The 15627-nt window shown below is 35.1% G+C and carries 15 protein-coding genes, 1 tRNA gene and 2 rRNA genes; 15 read left to right on the forward strand and 3 right to left on the reverse strand.

Translation table 11 applies throughout. The features are described from left to right. From L866_RS0103675 to L866_RS0103685, 3 genes are all read left to right on the forward strand, one after another. A 23S ribosomal RNA gene (locus tag L866_RS0103675) occupies positions 1-131 on the forward strand; the annotation flags it as partial. Between the two features lie 80 nt (positions 132-211). After that, positions 212-327: ribosomal RNA gene (gene rrf, locus L866_RS0103680) — 5S ribosomal RNA — on the forward strand. A 5-nt stretch (positions 328-332) separates the two neighbouring features. Further along, a tRNA-Asn gene (locus L866_RS0103685) sits at positions 333-406 on the forward strand. Positions 407-661: 255 nt separating this feature from the next. Here the strand turns inward: L866_RS0103685 and L866_RS0103690 are convergent. After that, positions 662-1237: a chromate transporter gene (locus L866_RS0103690; RefSeq protein ID WP_025729273.1), complete on the reverse strand. Its 576-nt coding sequence runs from the start codon at positions 1235-1237 to the stop codon at positions 662-664. Next, positions 1234-1815 carry a chromate transporter gene (locus tag L866_RS0103695; protein WP_025729275.1) on the reverse strand — a complete coding sequence of 194 codons (582 nt, stop codon included), beginning with the start codon at positions 1813-1815 and terminating at the stop codon, positions 1234-1236. The genes L866_RS0103690 and L866_RS0103695 overlap by 4 nt, the downstream gene beginning before the upstream one ends. Positions 1816-2027: 212 nt before the next feature. On the opposite strand from L866_RS0103695, the gene L866_RS0103700 reads away from it, so the two are divergent. From L866_RS0103700 to L866_RS0103735, 8 genes are all read left to right on the forward strand, one after another. Beyond that, on the forward strand, positions 2028-3074 hold the full coding sequence (locus L866_RS0103700; RefSeq protein ID WP_025729276.1) for an ABC transporter ATP-binding protein: 1047 nt from the start codon (positions 2028-2030) through the stop codon (positions 3072-3074). Further along, positions 3074-3964 (forward strand): carbohydrate ABC transporter permease, encoded by an 891-nt coding sequence (locus L866_RS0103705; protein ID WP_025729277.1) that lies wholly within the window; start codon positions 3074-3076, stop codon positions 3962-3964. The genes L866_RS0103700 and L866_RS0103705 overlap by 1 nt, the downstream gene beginning before the upstream one ends. 9 nt (positions 3965-3973) lie before the next feature. After that, the gene (locus L866_RS0103710; protein ID WP_025729278.1) at positions 3974-4798 is read left to right on the forward strand and encodes a carbohydrate ABC transporter permease; all 825 of its coding nucleotides are present in this window, start codon (positions 3974-3976) and stop codon (positions 4796-4798) included. A gap of 83 nt (positions 4799-4881) precedes the next feature. Next, the gene (locus L866_RS0103715; RefSeq protein ID WP_025729279.1) at positions 4882-6183 is read left to right on the forward strand and encodes an ABC transporter substrate-binding protein; all 1302 of its coding nucleotides are present in this window, start codon (positions 4882-4884) and stop codon (positions 6181-6183) included. A gap of 361 nt (positions 6184-6544) precedes the next feature. Continuing rightward, positions 6545-7855, forward strand: a complete 1311-nt coding sequence (locus L866_RS0103720) for an MBL fold metallo-hydrolase (protein WP_025729282.1) — start codon at positions 6545-6547, stop codon at positions 7853-7855. 3 nt (positions 7856-7858) lie between these two features. Continuing rightward, positions 7859-9412 (forward strand): bifunctional metallophosphatase/5'-nucleotidase, encoded by a 1554-nt coding sequence (locus L866_RS0103725; RefSeq protein ID WP_025729284.1) that lies wholly within the window; start codon positions 7859-7861, stop codon positions 9410-9412. A 48-nt stretch (positions 9413-9460) separates the two neighbouring features. Next, on the forward strand, positions 9461-10159 hold the full coding sequence (locus L866_RS0103730) for a YcjF family protein (RefSeq protein WP_025729286.1): 699 nt from the start codon (positions 9461-9463) through the stop codon (positions 10157-10159). Positions 10160-10527: 368 nt separating this feature from the next. After that, positions 10528-10758 carry a PF20097 family protein gene (locus tag L866_RS0103735; protein WP_025729288.1) on the forward strand — a complete coding sequence of 77 codons (231 nt, stop codon included), beginning with the start codon at positions 10528-10530 and terminating at the stop codon, positions 10756-10758. A gap of 71 nt (positions 10759-10829) precedes the next feature. Here L866_RS0103735 and mscL read toward each other — a convergent pair whose 3' ends face one another. Next, positions 10830-11216 carry a large conductance mechanosensitive channel protein MscL gene (gene mscL, locus L866_RS0103740; RefSeq protein WP_025729290.1) on the reverse strand — a complete coding sequence of 129 codons (387 nt, stop codon included), beginning with the start codon at positions 11214-11216 and terminating at the stop codon, positions 10830-10832. 234 nt (positions 11217-11450) lie between these two features. Here mscL and L866_RS0103745 point away from each other — a divergent pair, with 234 nt between their 5' ends. From L866_RS0103745 to L866_RS0103760, 4 genes are all read left to right on the forward strand, one after another. Continuing rightward, complete coding sequence (locus tag L866_RS0103745; RefSeq protein WP_025729292.1) at positions 11451-12155, forward strand: metal ABC transporter ATP-binding protein; 705 nt, start codon at positions 11451-11453, stop codon at positions 12153-12155. Next, positions 12101-12922 (forward strand): metal ABC transporter permease, encoded by an 822-nt coding sequence (locus L866_RS0103750; protein WP_025729294.1) that lies wholly within the window; start codon positions 12101-12103, stop codon positions 12920-12922. Before L866_RS0103745 ends, L866_RS0103750 begins: the two co-directional genes overlap by 55 nt. A gap of 183 nt (positions 12923-13105) precedes the next feature. Next, entirely contained in the window at positions 13106-14839 is a 1734-nt protein-coding gene (locus L866_RS0103755) for a LytS/YhcK type 5TM receptor domain-containing protein (RefSeq protein WP_025729296.1), read from the forward strand. Between the two features lie 4 nt (positions 14840-14843). Beyond that, complete coding sequence (locus tag L866_RS0103760) at positions 14844-15572, forward strand: LytR/AlgR family response regulator transcription factor (RefSeq protein WP_025729298.1); 729 nt, start codon at positions 14844-14846, stop codon at positions 15570-15572. Positions 15573-15627: the final 55 nt, after the last annotated feature.

The following is a 15627-nucleotide window of genomic DNA, read 5'->3' on the forward strand; positions in this document are numbered from 1 at the left end:
CCCTCAAGATGAGATTTCCCATCTTTTTAAAAGAGTAAGATTCCTGAAAGACGATCAGGTCGATAGGCTCGAAGTGGAAGTGTAGTGATACATGGAGCGGACGAGTACTAATCAATCGAGGACTTAACCAAATAGACGAATGATACATGATAGCGGTAAATGGTTTAACTGTTAGATTCAGTTTTGAGTGAACAAAAACACTCAATATATGTGTGGTGACGATAGCAAGAAGGACACACCTGTTCCCATCTCGAACACAGTCGTTAAGCTTCTTTGCGCCGATAGTAGTTGGGGGTTTCCCCCTGTGAGGGTAGGACGTTGCCATGCATTAATCCGCAATAGCTCAGTTGGTAGTAGCGCGTGACTGTTAATCACGATGTCGTAGGTTCGAGTCCTACTTGCGGAGTAATATAAACGGTAAAAGTCGAGAAATCGGCTTTTTTTGTTTTTTTGAACGATAACTTAATAGAAAAAACTACATAAAAACTCACTTTTATTATGGGGAAATAATTCATAATAAAGGTGAGCTTTTTGTGTTTTAAAGTAAAAAAGAATCGAACTTGTTGAATTGATTAATTTGCTAGATTAAATAGATTATAGATGTATTTTTTACTATCGATTCAGTTACTAATATAATAATTTTTTACACACGTGCTTTCATTTAAAGTAATTGTTGGATAAAAACAATTAATACATTTAAAAGTCCTGTTAGTAACATTATAAGGATGGGATGCCATTTTGTTTTTGTGAATGCGATAAAAGACATTATTATTAAACATAACATGCGCCAATTAACATTAGTAAATACTAAAGGCTTTAGAGATGAATTAGCAAACAATGAACTGCGTATTAATATAATCCCTGCTGTTCCAATTAAAGCGACAATAGTCGGTCTGAGCCCTTGTAAGAGGTACTGTAGACTATTTAATTTTTTATAACGCTGATATAAGTAGGCTAAGCTAAGAACAATGAAAAAAGCGGGTGTAATTGATCCAAGTGTTGCAACTATTGCGCCTTGAAATCCAGCGATACGAAAACCGACAAATGTTGCAGAATTTATAGCAATTGGTCCAGGAGTCATTTGGGAAATAGTAATTAAATTAGTGAAATCTTGTATACTTAACCAATGATGTTGTTCAATGACTTCGTTTTGTATTAATGGCAAAGCAGCATATCCACCACCAAAGCTAAACATTCCAATTTTTAAAAAACTAAGAAATAATTCCCACAAAATCATATAAGCCACTCCTTCTTCAAATGACCAATAACTAATCCAATAAGTCCTGAAAATAAAATGAGCCAAATGACATTGACATGTGCGAATAAGTTAAGAACAAATGACATAATCATGATGCCTATTAATAGATTTTTTCTTAAATGAATGATATTGGTCGCCATTTCAAATGTAACGGAAGTTATTAGTGCACTAACACTCGCTTGCATACCGTCTAAAAGAGTAGAAAGCCAAAAATTATCCTGAACAATTGAGTAAAAATAAGACATCAGAGCAATAATAAAAAAAGGTGGCAGTATAGTAGCAATGACAGTGGTTATTACGCCTAACAATCCCTTTAATTTGTATCCGACGATAATAGCAGCATTAATTGCGATCGCTCCAGGACTTGATTGAGCAATTGCAATTAAGTCGATCATTTCATTTTCATCAAGCCAATGATTTTGATTAACAAATTGACGCTTCATTAAAGTGACAATCACATAACCACCACCGAATGTAAATCCGCTTAAATAAAGCATTGAAATAAATAATTGACTATATGTTACTTCTACTTTTTCGCTTGCTTTACTATGTGACAAACAATCCCTCCTTTTAATTTCACTTCCTATTATAACAAAGATTATAATAGGCTGACATTGTGAAAACTTATCTTCCGTCCTTTCATGTTAAAGTGTATGAAATTAGTTGCGACTATGGTATCATTTAGGCTATGATAATAAGGCGATAAAATGAATTTGATGAAAAATCATGAATTGATTTGGATTCGCTAACGAAAGAGGAGGATCATTAAATGGATGTACGTTTTGAAAACGTAACGATGTCATACGGAGATAGAAATGTGTTGGATGACATGAGTTTTGTTATTCCGTCTGATAGTTTGGTTTCAATTTTAGGACCAAGTGGGTGTGGTAAGTCGACCACATTATTTTTAATTTCGGGGTTAACTTCACCAACGAAAGGAAAAATATTTTTTGGGGATGAAGATGTTACACCAAAGGACGCAGTAAAACGTCGTGTAGGAATGGTGTTTCAAAATTATGCACTTTATCCACATTTAACAGTAGAAGAAAATATTATGTTTCCTTTAAAAATGGAACGGGTACCTAAGAAAGAAAGAAAAGAAAGAGCAGCTGAGTTAGCCAAACTTGTTCAGATTGAAGAACATTTACATAAAAAGCCAAAGCAACTATCCGGTGGACAACAACAGCGTGTAGCAATTGCGCGTGCGTTAGCTAAGCGGCCAGCTATTTTATTAATGGATGAGCCTCTTTCAAACTTAGATGCACGATTGAGAATTGAAATGCGTGAAGAAATTCGTCGGATTCAACAAGAAACACATATTACAACGATTTTCGTAACGCATGATCAAGAAGAAGCATTGAGTATTTCAGATGACGTGATGGTTCTTAATAGTGGAATTATGCAACAACAAGCATCACCAACTGATTTATATCAAGATCCTGCAAACTTATTTATTGCTCAATTTATTGGAAATCCAATTATCAATACGTTCAATATTGGAGAAGAAATGAACTTTGAGCATGCATTAGATTTTCTGCCTTTAGAAATGAAACAATTAGTCGCAACAATTGGTGTGCGTGCAGAAAAATGGGTGATTACTACCTCAGAAAATAGCTTATTAACGGGTATTATTGACCGTGTAGAAGCGATTGGTAAAGATGTAACCATTCATGTTAAAACAGGTAATAAGATGGTTACTGTTGTGGCACCAATTAATACTTCTTATATAGCAGGTGAAACAATTCATTTAACAGTGGATCAACAAGATCGATTATTGTTTGATGCAATGGGTGATCGAATTGAGGTGCCAAACTAATGCAAGAAAAACCAACCTTAAAATCAACTGGAGTCGCGTTGCTATATTTAGCACCAATGTTGTTAGTTTTGGGGACGTTTAATTTATACCCGATTGTCAAAAGTTTATTAATGAGTTTCTATACAGACTACGACTTTTTTAATAATGAGGTTTACGCATACGGAATTGACAATTTTGTGACGTTGTTTAAAGATCCTGATTTTTGGTTAGCGTTAAAAAATACATTTACATACGTATTATTTGTAGTACCTGTATCTATGACGATTTCATTGGGTGTGGCATATATGCTAACACAAATTAAGACGCTATCAACGTTCTTTAGAACAATTTATTTTTTACCATTTGTAACGAGTACAGTTGCTATTTCAATTGTTTTTCGTTGGATTTATAATGGTAATTTTGGTTTAATGAACTATTTCTTATCATTAGTCGGAATCGATCCAATTGCGTGGCTTACAAGCCCTAAATACGCAATGAGTGCGATGATTATTATGGCGATTTGGCGTGGATTAGGATTTAACATTATTCTATTTTTAGTGGGATTAAACAATATTGATCAAAGTTATTACCAAGCAGCGAAAATTGATGGTGCTAAAGCATGGCAACGATTTACTAACGTAACATTGCCTCTATTAAGCCCAACAACGTTCTTAATATCAATCATTGGTGTAATTAATGCGTTCAAAGTGTTTGATGAAGTGTATGCTTTATTTAACGCACAGCCTGGACCACTAAAATCAACAATGACTGTTGTATTCTATCTATATTCAAAATTCTATCAAGAATTTAAATATGGCTTAGCTGCAGCAGCTGGTATCGTGTTATTCGTTATTATTTTAATTTTCTCACTAGTTCAAATGTGGGGAAGTAAAAAATTAGTCAAAGTATAGGAGGATCACATGAATACACAACGAATGAGTAAAATCATTTTTTATGTGTTATTAACACTAGGTGCTTTAACGATGTTACTTCCTTTCTTTTGGATGGTATCGACGTCAATTAAATCAGCAGGTGAAGCACTACAAATGCCACCGATATGGATTCCAGAAATTATTCGGATTAGCAATTATCAAGAAGCATTAGAAGCAGCACCGTTCGGTAGGTATTTCTTAAACTCATTGTTTGTAACATCTTTAACAACTTCAGGAGAAATTGTTACATCTATTTTAGCGGCTTTTGCATTTAGCCGACTTAAATTCTATGGAAAAAATGTGTTGTTCACGTTAATTTTAGCGACTATGATGGTTCCTGGTGAATTATTACTTATTTCAAATTACGTTACGTTATCTCGTTTTGGATGGATTAATACATATCTTGCTTTAATCGTTCCATGGTTGGCCAGTGTATTTTCGGTATTTACATTAAAACAAGCATTCGAAGGTATTCCAAATGAAATTTATTATGCGGCTAAAGTAGATGGATGTAGTGATTTTAGATATTTATGGACCGTTATGGTGCCGTTAGCTAAATCATCTATTGTAGCGGTAACGATTTTGAAAGTTATCGGGAGTTGGAACTCATTTATGTGGCCGTTAGTTGTAACGAATGATCAGTCATTACGTACATTACCTGTTGGGTTACAAGCATTTACCACAGAAGCAGGAACACAGTTTGAATTATTAATGGCAGCAAGTACAATAGTTATTTTCCCAATGATTATCGTATATATTTTCTTGCAAAAGTACATTATTCAAGGGATTGCAAAGAGTGGTTTAAAAGGTTAATTTATATATGGTAAGTTGACAAAAGTTATGGTATAAATAGAGCAGTAACAAAAATACGTATGACAAAGAGGAGAAGATAAGTAATGAATCAATGGACAAAAGGTTTAACGCTTGTAGCTTCAGCAACATTATTAGCAGCATGTTCTACTGGAGGATCAGACAGTAAAAAAGCTGACTCAAAAAAAGATGGCGTAGTAGAAATTACACTATGGCATGCAATGAATGGTCCTCACCAAGAAGCATTAACTAAGTTAGTTGATGAGTATAATGAATCACAAGATAAATATAAAGTAATCGAACAAAACCAAGGTGATTACAAAACATTAACTCAATCAATCATGGCAGCAGGATCAAGTAAAACATTGCCAACAATCGCGCAAGCAACTCCTTCAAATGTTCCAGATTTCGCAGGAGCAGGTATCTTAGCACCATTAGATGACGTTTTAATGACAGAAGATGGATTTAAACAAGATGAATTAGATCAAATTTATCCAGGCTTCATGGAAGGTACTAAATTTGATGGCAAAACTTACTCAATGCCATTCTCAAAATCAGCACGTATTATGTTCGTCAATGAAGATATTTTAAAAGAATATAACATGACAGAAATCAAAACATGGGATGATGTTAAAAAGTTAGGCGAAGCAATGAAAGCTAAAGGCGACGACCGTGTCGCAATGGGTCTTGAAAATGATGTATTAATGGAATTAGAAACAATGGCGCGTCAAAATGGTGCGGACTGGATTTCTGAAGACCTTAAAAATATTGATATAGATTCACCTAAAATAGTTGAAACTTTAGAATTTATCAAAGAAGGTTTGGATAATAACTGGATTAACACAGCCGGAGAAGAAGGATACTATTCAGGAATCTTTGGTCGTGGACAATCAGCATTATACATCGGCTCAAGTGCAGGGATTGCGCATGTGGAACCAGTTGCTGAAGAAAATAAATTAAACTGGTCAACAGCAGAAATTCCAGTATTTGGTGAAGGCGAACCATTAACATTGTTTGCTGGAAATGATTTAACAGTGTTTAAATCTGCATCAAAAGAACAAATGGCTGGTGCTATTAACTTTATTAAATTCTTGCTTGAAGCAGAACAAACAGCAGATTGGGCGATTCAAACAGGTTACTTGCCAATTACTAAAGGCGGCGTTGAATCAAAAGAATATCAAGAATTCTTAAAAGAAAATCCACGTCAAGAAGCAGCAATTAAAGAATTGCCTTATGGTAAAAACCAAGCTAAATTTGTTGGTAGTGGTGAATACCGTAACATCGCATTACAAGCAATCGATCAAATTATTTCTGGTGACGCTAAACCAGCAGATGTTTTGAAAAACTTACAAAAACAAACAACAGAAATTGTGAACAAAAGCAAATAATTAAAATAAATAATCATTGAATAAAAACAAGTGCCTCATTTGCTTAATAGCAAGTGAGGTACTTTTTATTTGCAAAATGATGAGGGAAATTTCTTTTGAAGTTTTTTTATTTTTTTGCTAAGTTAAAGATAATAAACAAGTACAGACTATGGGTTATGTTAAATTAGGAATTAAAAGGAGTTAACGGTAAGTGTGATATGTCTTTTGGCTTAGAGGATGAGAAGGGCAGTTACTCATTTAACAAGATAAATGATGCAGAGTAAATAGATAAAAAACTGAAACTTTATGAAAGTTTTGATATAATGGACTGTTCATGATGAATAGTCGTGAGTTGGAATGGTAAGATGAAAGGGAGAGAATAATGACAACAATTACTTTTTGGGCAGGACTAAATACTATCGGAGGAAACATAGTTGAAATTGCGACAGAACAAGTTCGTTTATTTACGGATTTCGGGACAACAATGGGCGTTAAAGATCATACGCTACGACCATTAAATAATGCGTATGAAGAGCAAATATTGCATCATGCCTTGCCACCTATTCCTGGCGTATTCAAAGGAAGTAAACCAGAAGTAATCGCTCTGGAGCGTTTTGAGCAAAAAGATGATCGACCAATTATAGTATTTATTTCGCATTTACATTTAGATCATGTTGGTGCATTACCATTCATTACACCAGAAGCTCAAATTTATGCATTAGAAGAGACGGTAGATTTATATAATACGCTAGTGAAAGAGGGGCTAGAAGTATCTTATGGTGCTTCATTTATACCGGTTCAATCGGGAGAAACTAAACAATTTGGTGACCTTAAAGTAACAATGCATGTGAGTGATCATGATACAATTGGTGCAGGTGCTATATTTGTAGAAGCTCCAGATGTACGAGTGATTCATTCAGGTGATTTACGTTTAACAGGTCATCATCCAGAACGAGTAGCAGAGTGGGCAAAAAAAGCACGTGAATTCGAACCAGACTTTTTCTTAATAGAAGGAACAATGTATAGTTTTGATTTAGATCCGACTCGTGTAGGTATAAAAACAGAAGAAGAATTGCGAGAAGTAATGCGAAAAGAATTAGCTGAAGCGAATGATAAGCACCAAATGATGTTTATTAATACATATCCACGTAATCCTGAACGTTTAAAGTTATTCCAAGAAGTAACCAGTGAACAAGGACGGACGCTCGTTTTACCAGCTAGTTATAGAAATGTATTAAAAGCATTCTTCCCATTAAGTGCGGAAAAAACAGTAGTGACCTCTGAAGAACAAATACAATTAATGCATCAAGAACCAGAAAAGTATACATGGCTAGTACGTTTCCAAACAGATGATATTGCAGGGTTTGAACCAGGAACACCATATGTTCATTCGAACGGAGAGCCTCTAGGAGCTTACGATCCACGTTACCAAGTACTAGTTGATGAACTAGAGTCAAAACAGTATCGTTGGGTATCAGGAGGCGTTTCAGGACATGGTCTGCCAGAAGAGTTACTTCAAGTGCTAGAATGGGCACAACCAAAAATGGTTATTCCATGGCATAGCTTCCGACCAGAAGTGATGCAAGCAAGCTTTGAACAAGCAGGGTATCGTGTGGCACGACCAGTTGCCCAAATGCCTTATCACGCCAAAGCATGGCTTGACTATTTAGAATCTGATAGAACGCGAGGATAAATGATGAAATTAACAATTTTAGAAACAAGTGATATACATGGCTATTTGTATCCAACTGATTATAGTAGCCGAGCGTACCAACATCCATTCGGGGCTTTAAAAGCCGCAACCGTTATAAAAGAAGAAAAGAAAAATGCACCGGGACCTGTTATTGCGGTTGACAATGGTGACTTTTTACAAGGTTCAGCTTATAGTTATTTTGTTGCGAAAGAAAATAAGGAACCGACGGAGTTGATTAAAGCATACAATCAAATTGGTTACGATGTTGCTATTTGCGGAAATCATGAATGGAATTATGGAAGAGAGTATTTAAATAAAGCAGTGGAAGCATTAGCTTATCCTGTTTTATCAGCAAATATTTTAAATGCAGCGGGCGAACCATTTTTTGGTCAACCGTACCGTATTTTTAATTTTGATGGCTGTCGAGTAGGAATACTTGGAGTCACTACACAATATATTCCAAATTGGGAAAAGCCTCAAACAATTGAAGGATTAACATTCCGTAGCGTAGTCGATACAGTCAAAGACTACTATGAACAATTAAAAGATGAAATGGATGTCTTTATTGTAAGCTATCATGGAGGATTTGAACGTGACTTAGAAACAGGCGAGCCTACCGAGTTACTAACAGGAGAAAATGAAGGCTACCAATTATTAATGGATGTTCCCGAAATTGACGTGCTCTTAACGGGCCATCAACATCGAACGATTGCCACACATATTCACGGCGTGCCGGTGATTCAACCGGGAGAAAAAGGACGTTATGTTGGAAAGATAGTTTTAGATATTGATCAAATTAATGGTGCGTGGCATGTCAATAATGCTTTACCAGAATTAATTGATACGTCAGATTACGAGATGGATGAATCAATACGTCAAGCATTAGAAGAACAAGAACAACAAGTTCAGAATTGGTTAGATCAATCAATCGGTCATGTATCAGGAGATATGCGTATTACAGATCCATTTGAAGCTCGTGTACATGAGCATCCATATATTGAGTTTGTGCAACGTGTTCAAATGGATGCAGCTCAAACAACTATTTCAGGAACTGCTTTATTTAGCCAAACGAGTCCAGGGTTTGAAGAAAATATTCGTATGAGAGATATATTAGTGAATTATATTTATCCAAACACATTAGCTGTTGTGAAAATAACGGGACGCGACTTAAAAGCAGCCATTGAACAATCTGCCGAATACTTTGATTATGACGAGCAAGGACAATTGACAATGAGCGAATCATTTAAATATCCAAAGCCAAAGCATTATAATTATGATATGTATGAAGGCGTAGATTATACAATTGATGTACGACAACCAGTTGGTGAACGTGTGACGCGTTTTGAGCGCAACGGACAGCCGATTGAGATGGATGAGGAATTAGAAGTTGTCGTTAATCAATATCGTGCGGTTGGTGGCGGTAATTATGATATGTTTGGTGCCGACAAGGTGATACGTGAAGTTCAAATCGATGTATCTGAGTTAATTGCGAATTATTTAGAAAAACACCCAACCATTCAAGCACAAGTTAATAATAATTTTGAAGTACGTTATTAATGTGTCCACGCTATTCAATAATGTTTGAATACGACAGGAGAGAAATGAATGAAAAGATGGTTTAAAAAGAAAAAGAAAGCAGCACAACCTATTACGATTAATCATGTTAGTGATCAGTCAACACTAGATGATTCAATGTCTAATCAAGAGGTAGAAGTGTTTTTTAAAGAGATGTTAGCGCAATTCCCAGAAACATCAGCGGCTATTTTGGACAAAACATACGATAAAACAAAAAATCAAGCGGAAGAAATGATAAGTAAAAGTCAACGACAATTTGAAAGTATATTTGATGAATTTTTAGTGGGTGTAGATGCTGAAACACGGAAAAAATGTCATCGAACGATTCATGCAGCTGCGGTATCAGCAGCAATTGTTGGATTATCTCCTATTCCTTTTTCGGACGCTGCATTACTTGTTCCAATCCAGTTGACAATGATGGCTCGTTTACATAAAATTTTTGGACAATCATGGTCTGCTAGCTTAGGGAAAAGTTTAAGTAAAGAAATTGCAGTGGTAAGTTTAGGTCGTAGTACGGTGGGAAATATCATGAAATTTATTCCTGTTGTTGGAACAGTTTCAGGTGCGGCAATTAATGCTTCTGTTGCCAGTATGATTACAGAAACAGTCGGTTGGGTAACGGTAAAAATGTTGAATGATGGAGAAGATATTTTTAATCAAGTGTTATCGTTTAAAGGGCAGTATAAAATGTTGTTACATGCATTAAAAACTGCACAACCGAAGAAATAAATGGTTTGTGAATAAAATGTTGATAATTCAGGTGGGAAATGTGAATAAAGCCTGTCAATGTGTGAATAATTTGTTAATAACTTTTAAATAATGTTAAAAAAGAGTCCTTTCTTACTTAAGAAGGGATTTTTTTGTGGATAAGTTGAGGTTTAAATTCACTTTTCACATTAAATGTGGATAAATAGAAAAAATGATCTAATCAATTAACAAATAATTATCTTTTTATTCACATCTTACAATGAAAGAAAATAAAACATGATAGTTTAGATCAAATCAATAAAAAATGTAAATAAAACATCAAAAGACTATATTTACTTGTTTAAATATCATATTTGCAGTATGATTGGTAAAATACGAGGAGTGATTGAATGAAATGTACAACATGTGATTCAAAAATGGCAAAAGGCTATTTGTTAGGTGATCGTTATGCGATTAAATGGCAACCAGAAAATACGAAATTATTAGCAGGTGTATTTGCTAAGGGAGGCATTACGCTAAAAAATATGTCATCTTTTCTAAGAAGACCAAAAACAGAAGCGTATGTGTGTAATACGTGCAAAGTATTGACAGTAGATTTAAAAACTCAACGACAAATATAATTAAATAGTAAATAAAAAGACTTAGCCTAAATAGCTGAGTCTTTTTGTATCGTTCTTATGATAATAAAGAGTTATATTTTTTTCTCTTGTAATAGATCACGAATTTCACGTAAGTAATCTTCAGAAGTTGGAATTGGTGCTGACTCAGGTTCTTCATTTTTCTTAGCAAAGCGAGCAGCCATTGTGTTCATTGCTTTCACCATAATAAATAGGACAAATCCAATAATTACAAAATTAATAATAGCTTGTAAAAAATTACCATATTGTAATTGAGCAGGACCTATTTTAATCGCTAAGTCTGAAACGTCTGCTGAACCAGATAATGCATTGATGATAGGCATTATAATATCTGCTACAAGTGAGTCTACAATGGCTTTAAACGCGCCCCCAATAATTACCCCAACAGCTAATTCCATGACGTTACCACGCATTAAAAATGTTTTGAATTCTTTTAACATACAAAAAACCTCCTCTCTTTATCCCCATTATAGCGAGTTTAAAGTATAAAAACTACCAATATGATTACCAACTCTATTAATTGTACAAAACTTCATTTTAAATCAAAGTGAAATGACTGAAAAACTTGACACAGATGCGTTTGATAGTTATTCTTATTAGAGTTATCGTAATCATTTGGATTTACATGTTCGAATCAATGAACGGAATGAGAGAGGAAAGGAGTGCAGGTTATTATGAATTATTTAGAAGTTGATCAATTAACGTTCTCATATGATGGAGAACAAGTTTTATCTGATATTTCCTTTGTTGTGCCTAAAGGTGAAATGTACATTTTAACAGGTGAAAATGGTGCGGCTAAATCAACCTTGTTACGTAGTATTTTAGGGTTATTAACACCAGATAGTGGCAATGTGATGATTCCTAAAAAAAATAATGACGGTGAATCGTTTACTATTGGCTATTTGCCACAACAAATCGCTTCATTTAATAGTGGTTTTCCAAGTACAGTTTATGAGTTGGTGGCGAGTGGACGTTTTCAAAAAGGGCGTTGGTTTAAGCGATTAACTGCACATGATCATATGCATATTGAGAAAGCTTTGAAATCAGTAGGTATGTGGGATTACCGTAAGCGCCAAATTGGCCAATTATCAGGCGGTCAAAAACAACGAATTTGTTTAGCGCGTATTTTTGCTTTAAATCCAGACTTACTTATTTTAGATGAACCGACAACCGGGATGGATGTTGAAAGTCGTAAAGAATTTATCGATTTACTTCGTCATAGTTGTCACAAACATGGCAAAAGTGTCTTAATGGTGACGCACCATGATGATGAAATTGCTGCAGGTGATGGCCATATTCGTTTAGAAAGAAGGGAAGACTTACCATGGAAATGTTTTTCTATAGCTTCATGCAGAGAGCGTTCCTCAGTGCCACGTTAATGGGGATTATCGCACCGATATTAGGTGTCTTTTTAATTTTAAGAAGACAGTCTTTAATGGCTGATACGTTATCACACGTTTCGCTCGTCGGAATTGGGTTGGGATTAATGGTTGGTTTGAATCCAACGTGGTCGACTTTGGCTATTGTAATTTTGACAGCAGCGGGAATTGAGTTTGTATCGGATCGTTTCAATGGGTATTCTGAAGTCTCAATTGCGATACTCATGTCAACGGGGATGGCTGTCGCATTAATATTAATGAGCTTGATATCCAATCGGACAACGATGACGATCAATCAATTTTTATTCGGTTCAATTATTGCCATTACAGAGGAACAAGTCCGCTTATTATTTATGTTAACTATTTTAACAGTTAGTGCATATTTCATTTTCAGAAGACCATTATACGTTCTAATCTTTGATCCAGATACAGCACATACGGCGGGGTTACCAGTTCGTTTGATGTCCACAATTTTTACAGTTGTTACTGGAGCGGTGATTAGTGTGTTAATGCCAATTGCTGGAGCGCTATTGATTTCCGCAATTATTGTATTACCGGGAGCGATTGCTTTGCAATTAACGCCGAATTTTAAATATGTATTTATTACGGGGATTTTAGTGAGTGTGTTAGGTATGTATGGAGGTTTAATTGCCTCTTATCAATTTGACACCCCACCCGGAGCGACTATTACAGTGATGTTAGCGCTCGTCTTAGTAGTTATACTAATTGCGAAATTGTTTATCGGGAAAAAATGGACAAAATTATAACGAGAGAAGATTGAATGACTAAATAAAGTTATTCAATCTTTTTTGTTGAATACGAATTTGCTGAAAGAGTGAAAAAAATGTTGTAAATAGTATATAGTAAAATAGGAGTTCTGCTTTAATGAATCCAAAGTGGAGTGATGAACAAATTATGAAAAATGATAGTCATTAGGAAGGATTGATTGGATGGCTTATTTAGCCCTATTATTAATTGAGCGAGTGGGATTAATTATTTTACTAGCTTATTTATTAGTTCGTATTTCCGTATTTCGTCAAGCTATTTTAGCCCCACAAAAAAAGAAATCTATTATTATTTTATTATTTGTATTTATATCGTTTGTTCTTCTATCCAATGCAACGGGTGTGGAGATTACAGAAACACGTTCCATTCTAACATTAAGTCGTTTTAAATTGGGGCCTCAATCAGTTTTAGCTAATACACGTGTACTGACGATTGGAATGGCAGGTGCAATCGGAGGACCAGCAGTAGGGATACCTGTTGGCATAGTATCAGCCGCTTTTCGATATACACAAGGTGGTGCACATGTTTTAACGTATGTTTGGTCTTCTCTTATTATTAGTTGTGTGAGTAGTTGGTATCATGTACGCTATATTGAACGACTAAAAAATGTTAATATTAGAAATATTGCTTTACTTGGTGCTAGTATGGAAATTGTGCAAATGATTTTAATTTATTTATTTAGCCACCAAAAAGAACAAGCACTTTATTTTATTCAATTAATTAGTGTACCGATGATTTTTGCGAACACACTGGGATCAACTGTGTTTATGTCAATTATACAGTCGACTATACGAGAAGTAGAGATGACACGAGTTGAACAAACTCGTCATGTGTTTCGTTTAGCGACGCAATTACTACGCCAATTGAGCCATGGATTGACAGATGAGTCAGTCGAATCGACAGTTACATCTTTGTACGAAGTATTACAACCTGAATTTATTGTGTTACGTAAACAAGATCACCTTCTAGCGCAACGTCCGAATTGTTTATCCAATGAATGCTTACAAGATATCCAAAATATTCAATTAAAACGAGAAGAAGTAGCAGTTTTCCCTTGCTTAGGCTGTGTTCGTAATCAATCAACCAATCAACTCATCCTCACATTGCCATTATGTGCAAGAGAACAAATTTTAGGAGAAATCTTAATGGGATTTCAATCAGATCAAGAAGATGAAGAATTGTTATTAGAAATTGCAACGGGACTAAGTGAAATGTTATCCTTACAGTTAACATTGTATGATGCTAATGAGCAAGTGACCTTGCTAAAAGATGCTGAAATTAAAGCATTACAAGCGCAAATTAATCCTCATTTCTTTTTTAACACAGTGAATACCATTGCGGCATTAACACGAGTGGATGCAAAACAAGCACGAGAGATGTTATTAGAATTGAGTCATTATTTCCGAGCGAATATTACAGGTGCGAATCAATCAAAAATTATGTTGCAAGATGAATTAAAACATGTACGAGCGTATTTAAAAATTGAACACGCACGTTTTCCAGAACGATATGTCATTGAACGTGAAATTGATGAAACATTATTGCACTATCTAATTCCACCCTTTACGATTCAGATGTTAGTTGAAAATGCAGTCAAGCATGCCGTTAATGAACATGAAAAAATACAACTCATCCGTATTCAAGTGACAGGGGATGAAGCGTATCTTCAAATTGCTGTCACTGATAATGGCAAAGGGATTCCTGCACATATTATGAAGGCCATTGAAAGTAATGCATATGATCCTAATTCGCCTACTGGAACCGGAACAGGACTAAAAAATGTCAAACAACGGCTGCATGTACTGTATGGGGACCAGTTAACTTTTAAAATTAAGACCACTTCTAATGGAACGACGATTTACTTTAAAATACCAAAAGAATTAAAACGGGAGGAATAAAGCGATGAATATATTGTGTGTAGATGATGAAGTACTCGCATTAAACGAGTTGTCTTATTTAATTCTACAAGCCGAACCAACCGCCTTAATTGAGCAAGTGACAACGATTCAAGAAGCGCAACAAAAATTGTTAACCAAGCCGTATGACCTTTTATTTTTAGATATTCATCTAACAAACGAAAGTGGTTTAGATTTAGCACAAGTGGTTCGATTAATGCCTAAAGCACCATTAATCGTTTTCGCAACGGCTTATCATGAATATGCCTTAAAAGCATTTGAGCTTGAAGCGATGGACTACGTTTTGAAGCCATTCGAACAAGAGAAAATTATGAGTGTATTGTTGAAAGCTAAACAATATTTAAATAAAAATCAGCCGACCGTAAAAGAAGTGGCACAAATGGAGTCAAAGCGAATACCGATTAAAACACAAGAATCTATTCAATTAGTGAACCCAGAAGCGATTTGTTTTGTTGAAGCAGTTGATGGGGGCATTAAAGTATACACGAACAAACAAGTTTATTTTGTGAATGAAACTTTGAAACATTTTGAACAAAGATTACCAGAAGAGATATTTATGCGAATTCATCGGTCGTATGTCGTGCAAGTTGCTCAAATCCAAACGATAGAACCGTGGTTTAACCAGACATATCAACTAACTTTGACAAATGGTGAAAAGGTGCAAGTTAGTCGATCATACTTGCCGACTTTTCGTAAGCGTTTGCGTTTAGATTAGCGCTAACTGTATTTCATCTGTTATTTTAAGCACTTCAGCAACTGAATCAAGCACT

The organism is Atopobacter phocae ATCC BAA-285 (assembly GCF_000526675.1).
Taxonomy (GTDB): Bacteria; Bacillota; Bacilli; order Lactobacillales; family Aerococcaceae; genus Atopobacter; species Atopobacter phocae.

Excerpts from the sequence above, each read along its gene's own strand:
- L866_RS0103690 (WP_025729273.1), bottom strand. The coding sequence starts at position 1,237 with ATGATTTTGTGGGAATTATTTCTTAGTTTTTTAAAAATTGGAATGTTT.
- L866_RS0103700 (WP_025729276.1), top strand. The coding sequence starts at position 2,028 with ATGGATGTACGTTTTGAAAACGTAACGATGTCATACGGAGATAGAAAT.
- L866_RS0103705 (WP_025729277.1), top strand. The coding sequence starts at position 3,074 with ATGCAAGAAAAACCAACCTTAAAATCAACTGGAGTCGCGTTGCTATAT.
- L866_RS0103710 (WP_025729278.1), top strand. The coding sequence starts at position 3,974 with ATGAATACACAACGAATGAGTAAAATCATTTTTTATGTGTTATTAACA.
- L866_RS0103715 (WP_025729279.1), top strand. The coding sequence starts at position 4,882 with ATGAATCAATGGACAAAAGGTTTAACGCTTGTAGCTTCAGCAACATTA.
- L866_RS0103720 (WP_025729282.1), top strand. The coding sequence starts at position 6,545 with ATGACAACAATTACTTTTTGGGCAGGACTAAATACTATCGGAGGAAAC.
- L866_RS0103725 (WP_025729284.1), top strand. The coding sequence starts at position 7,859 with ATGAAATTAACAATTTTAGAAACAAGTGATATACATGGCTATTTGTAT.
- L866_RS0103730 (WP_025729286.1), top strand. The coding sequence starts at position 9,461 with ATGAAAAGATGGTTTAAAAAGAAAAAGAAAGCAGCACAACCTATTACG.
- L866_RS0103735 (WP_025729288.1), top strand. The coding sequence starts at position 10,528 with ATGAAATGTACAACATGTGATTCAAAAATGGCAAAAGGCTATTTGTTA.
- mscL (WP_025729290.1), bottom strand. The coding sequence starts at position 11,216 with ATGTTAAAAGAATTCAAAACATTTTTAATGCGTGGTAACGTCATGGAA.
- L866_RS0103745 (WP_025729292.1), top strand. The coding sequence starts at position 11,451 with ATGAATTATTTAGAAGTTGATCAATTAACGTTCTCATATGATGGAGAA.
- L866_RS0103750 (WP_025729294.1), top strand. The coding sequence starts at position 12,101 with ATGGAAATGTTTTTCTATAGCTTCATGCAGAGAGCGTTCCTCAGTGCC.
- L866_RS0103755 (WP_025729296.1), top strand. The coding sequence starts at position 13,106 with ATGGCTTATTTAGCCCTATTATTAATTGAGCGAGTGGGATTAATTATT.
- L866_RS0103760 (WP_025729298.1), top strand. The coding sequence starts at position 14,844 with ATGAATATATTGTGTGTAGATGATGAAGTACTCGCATTAAACGAGTTG.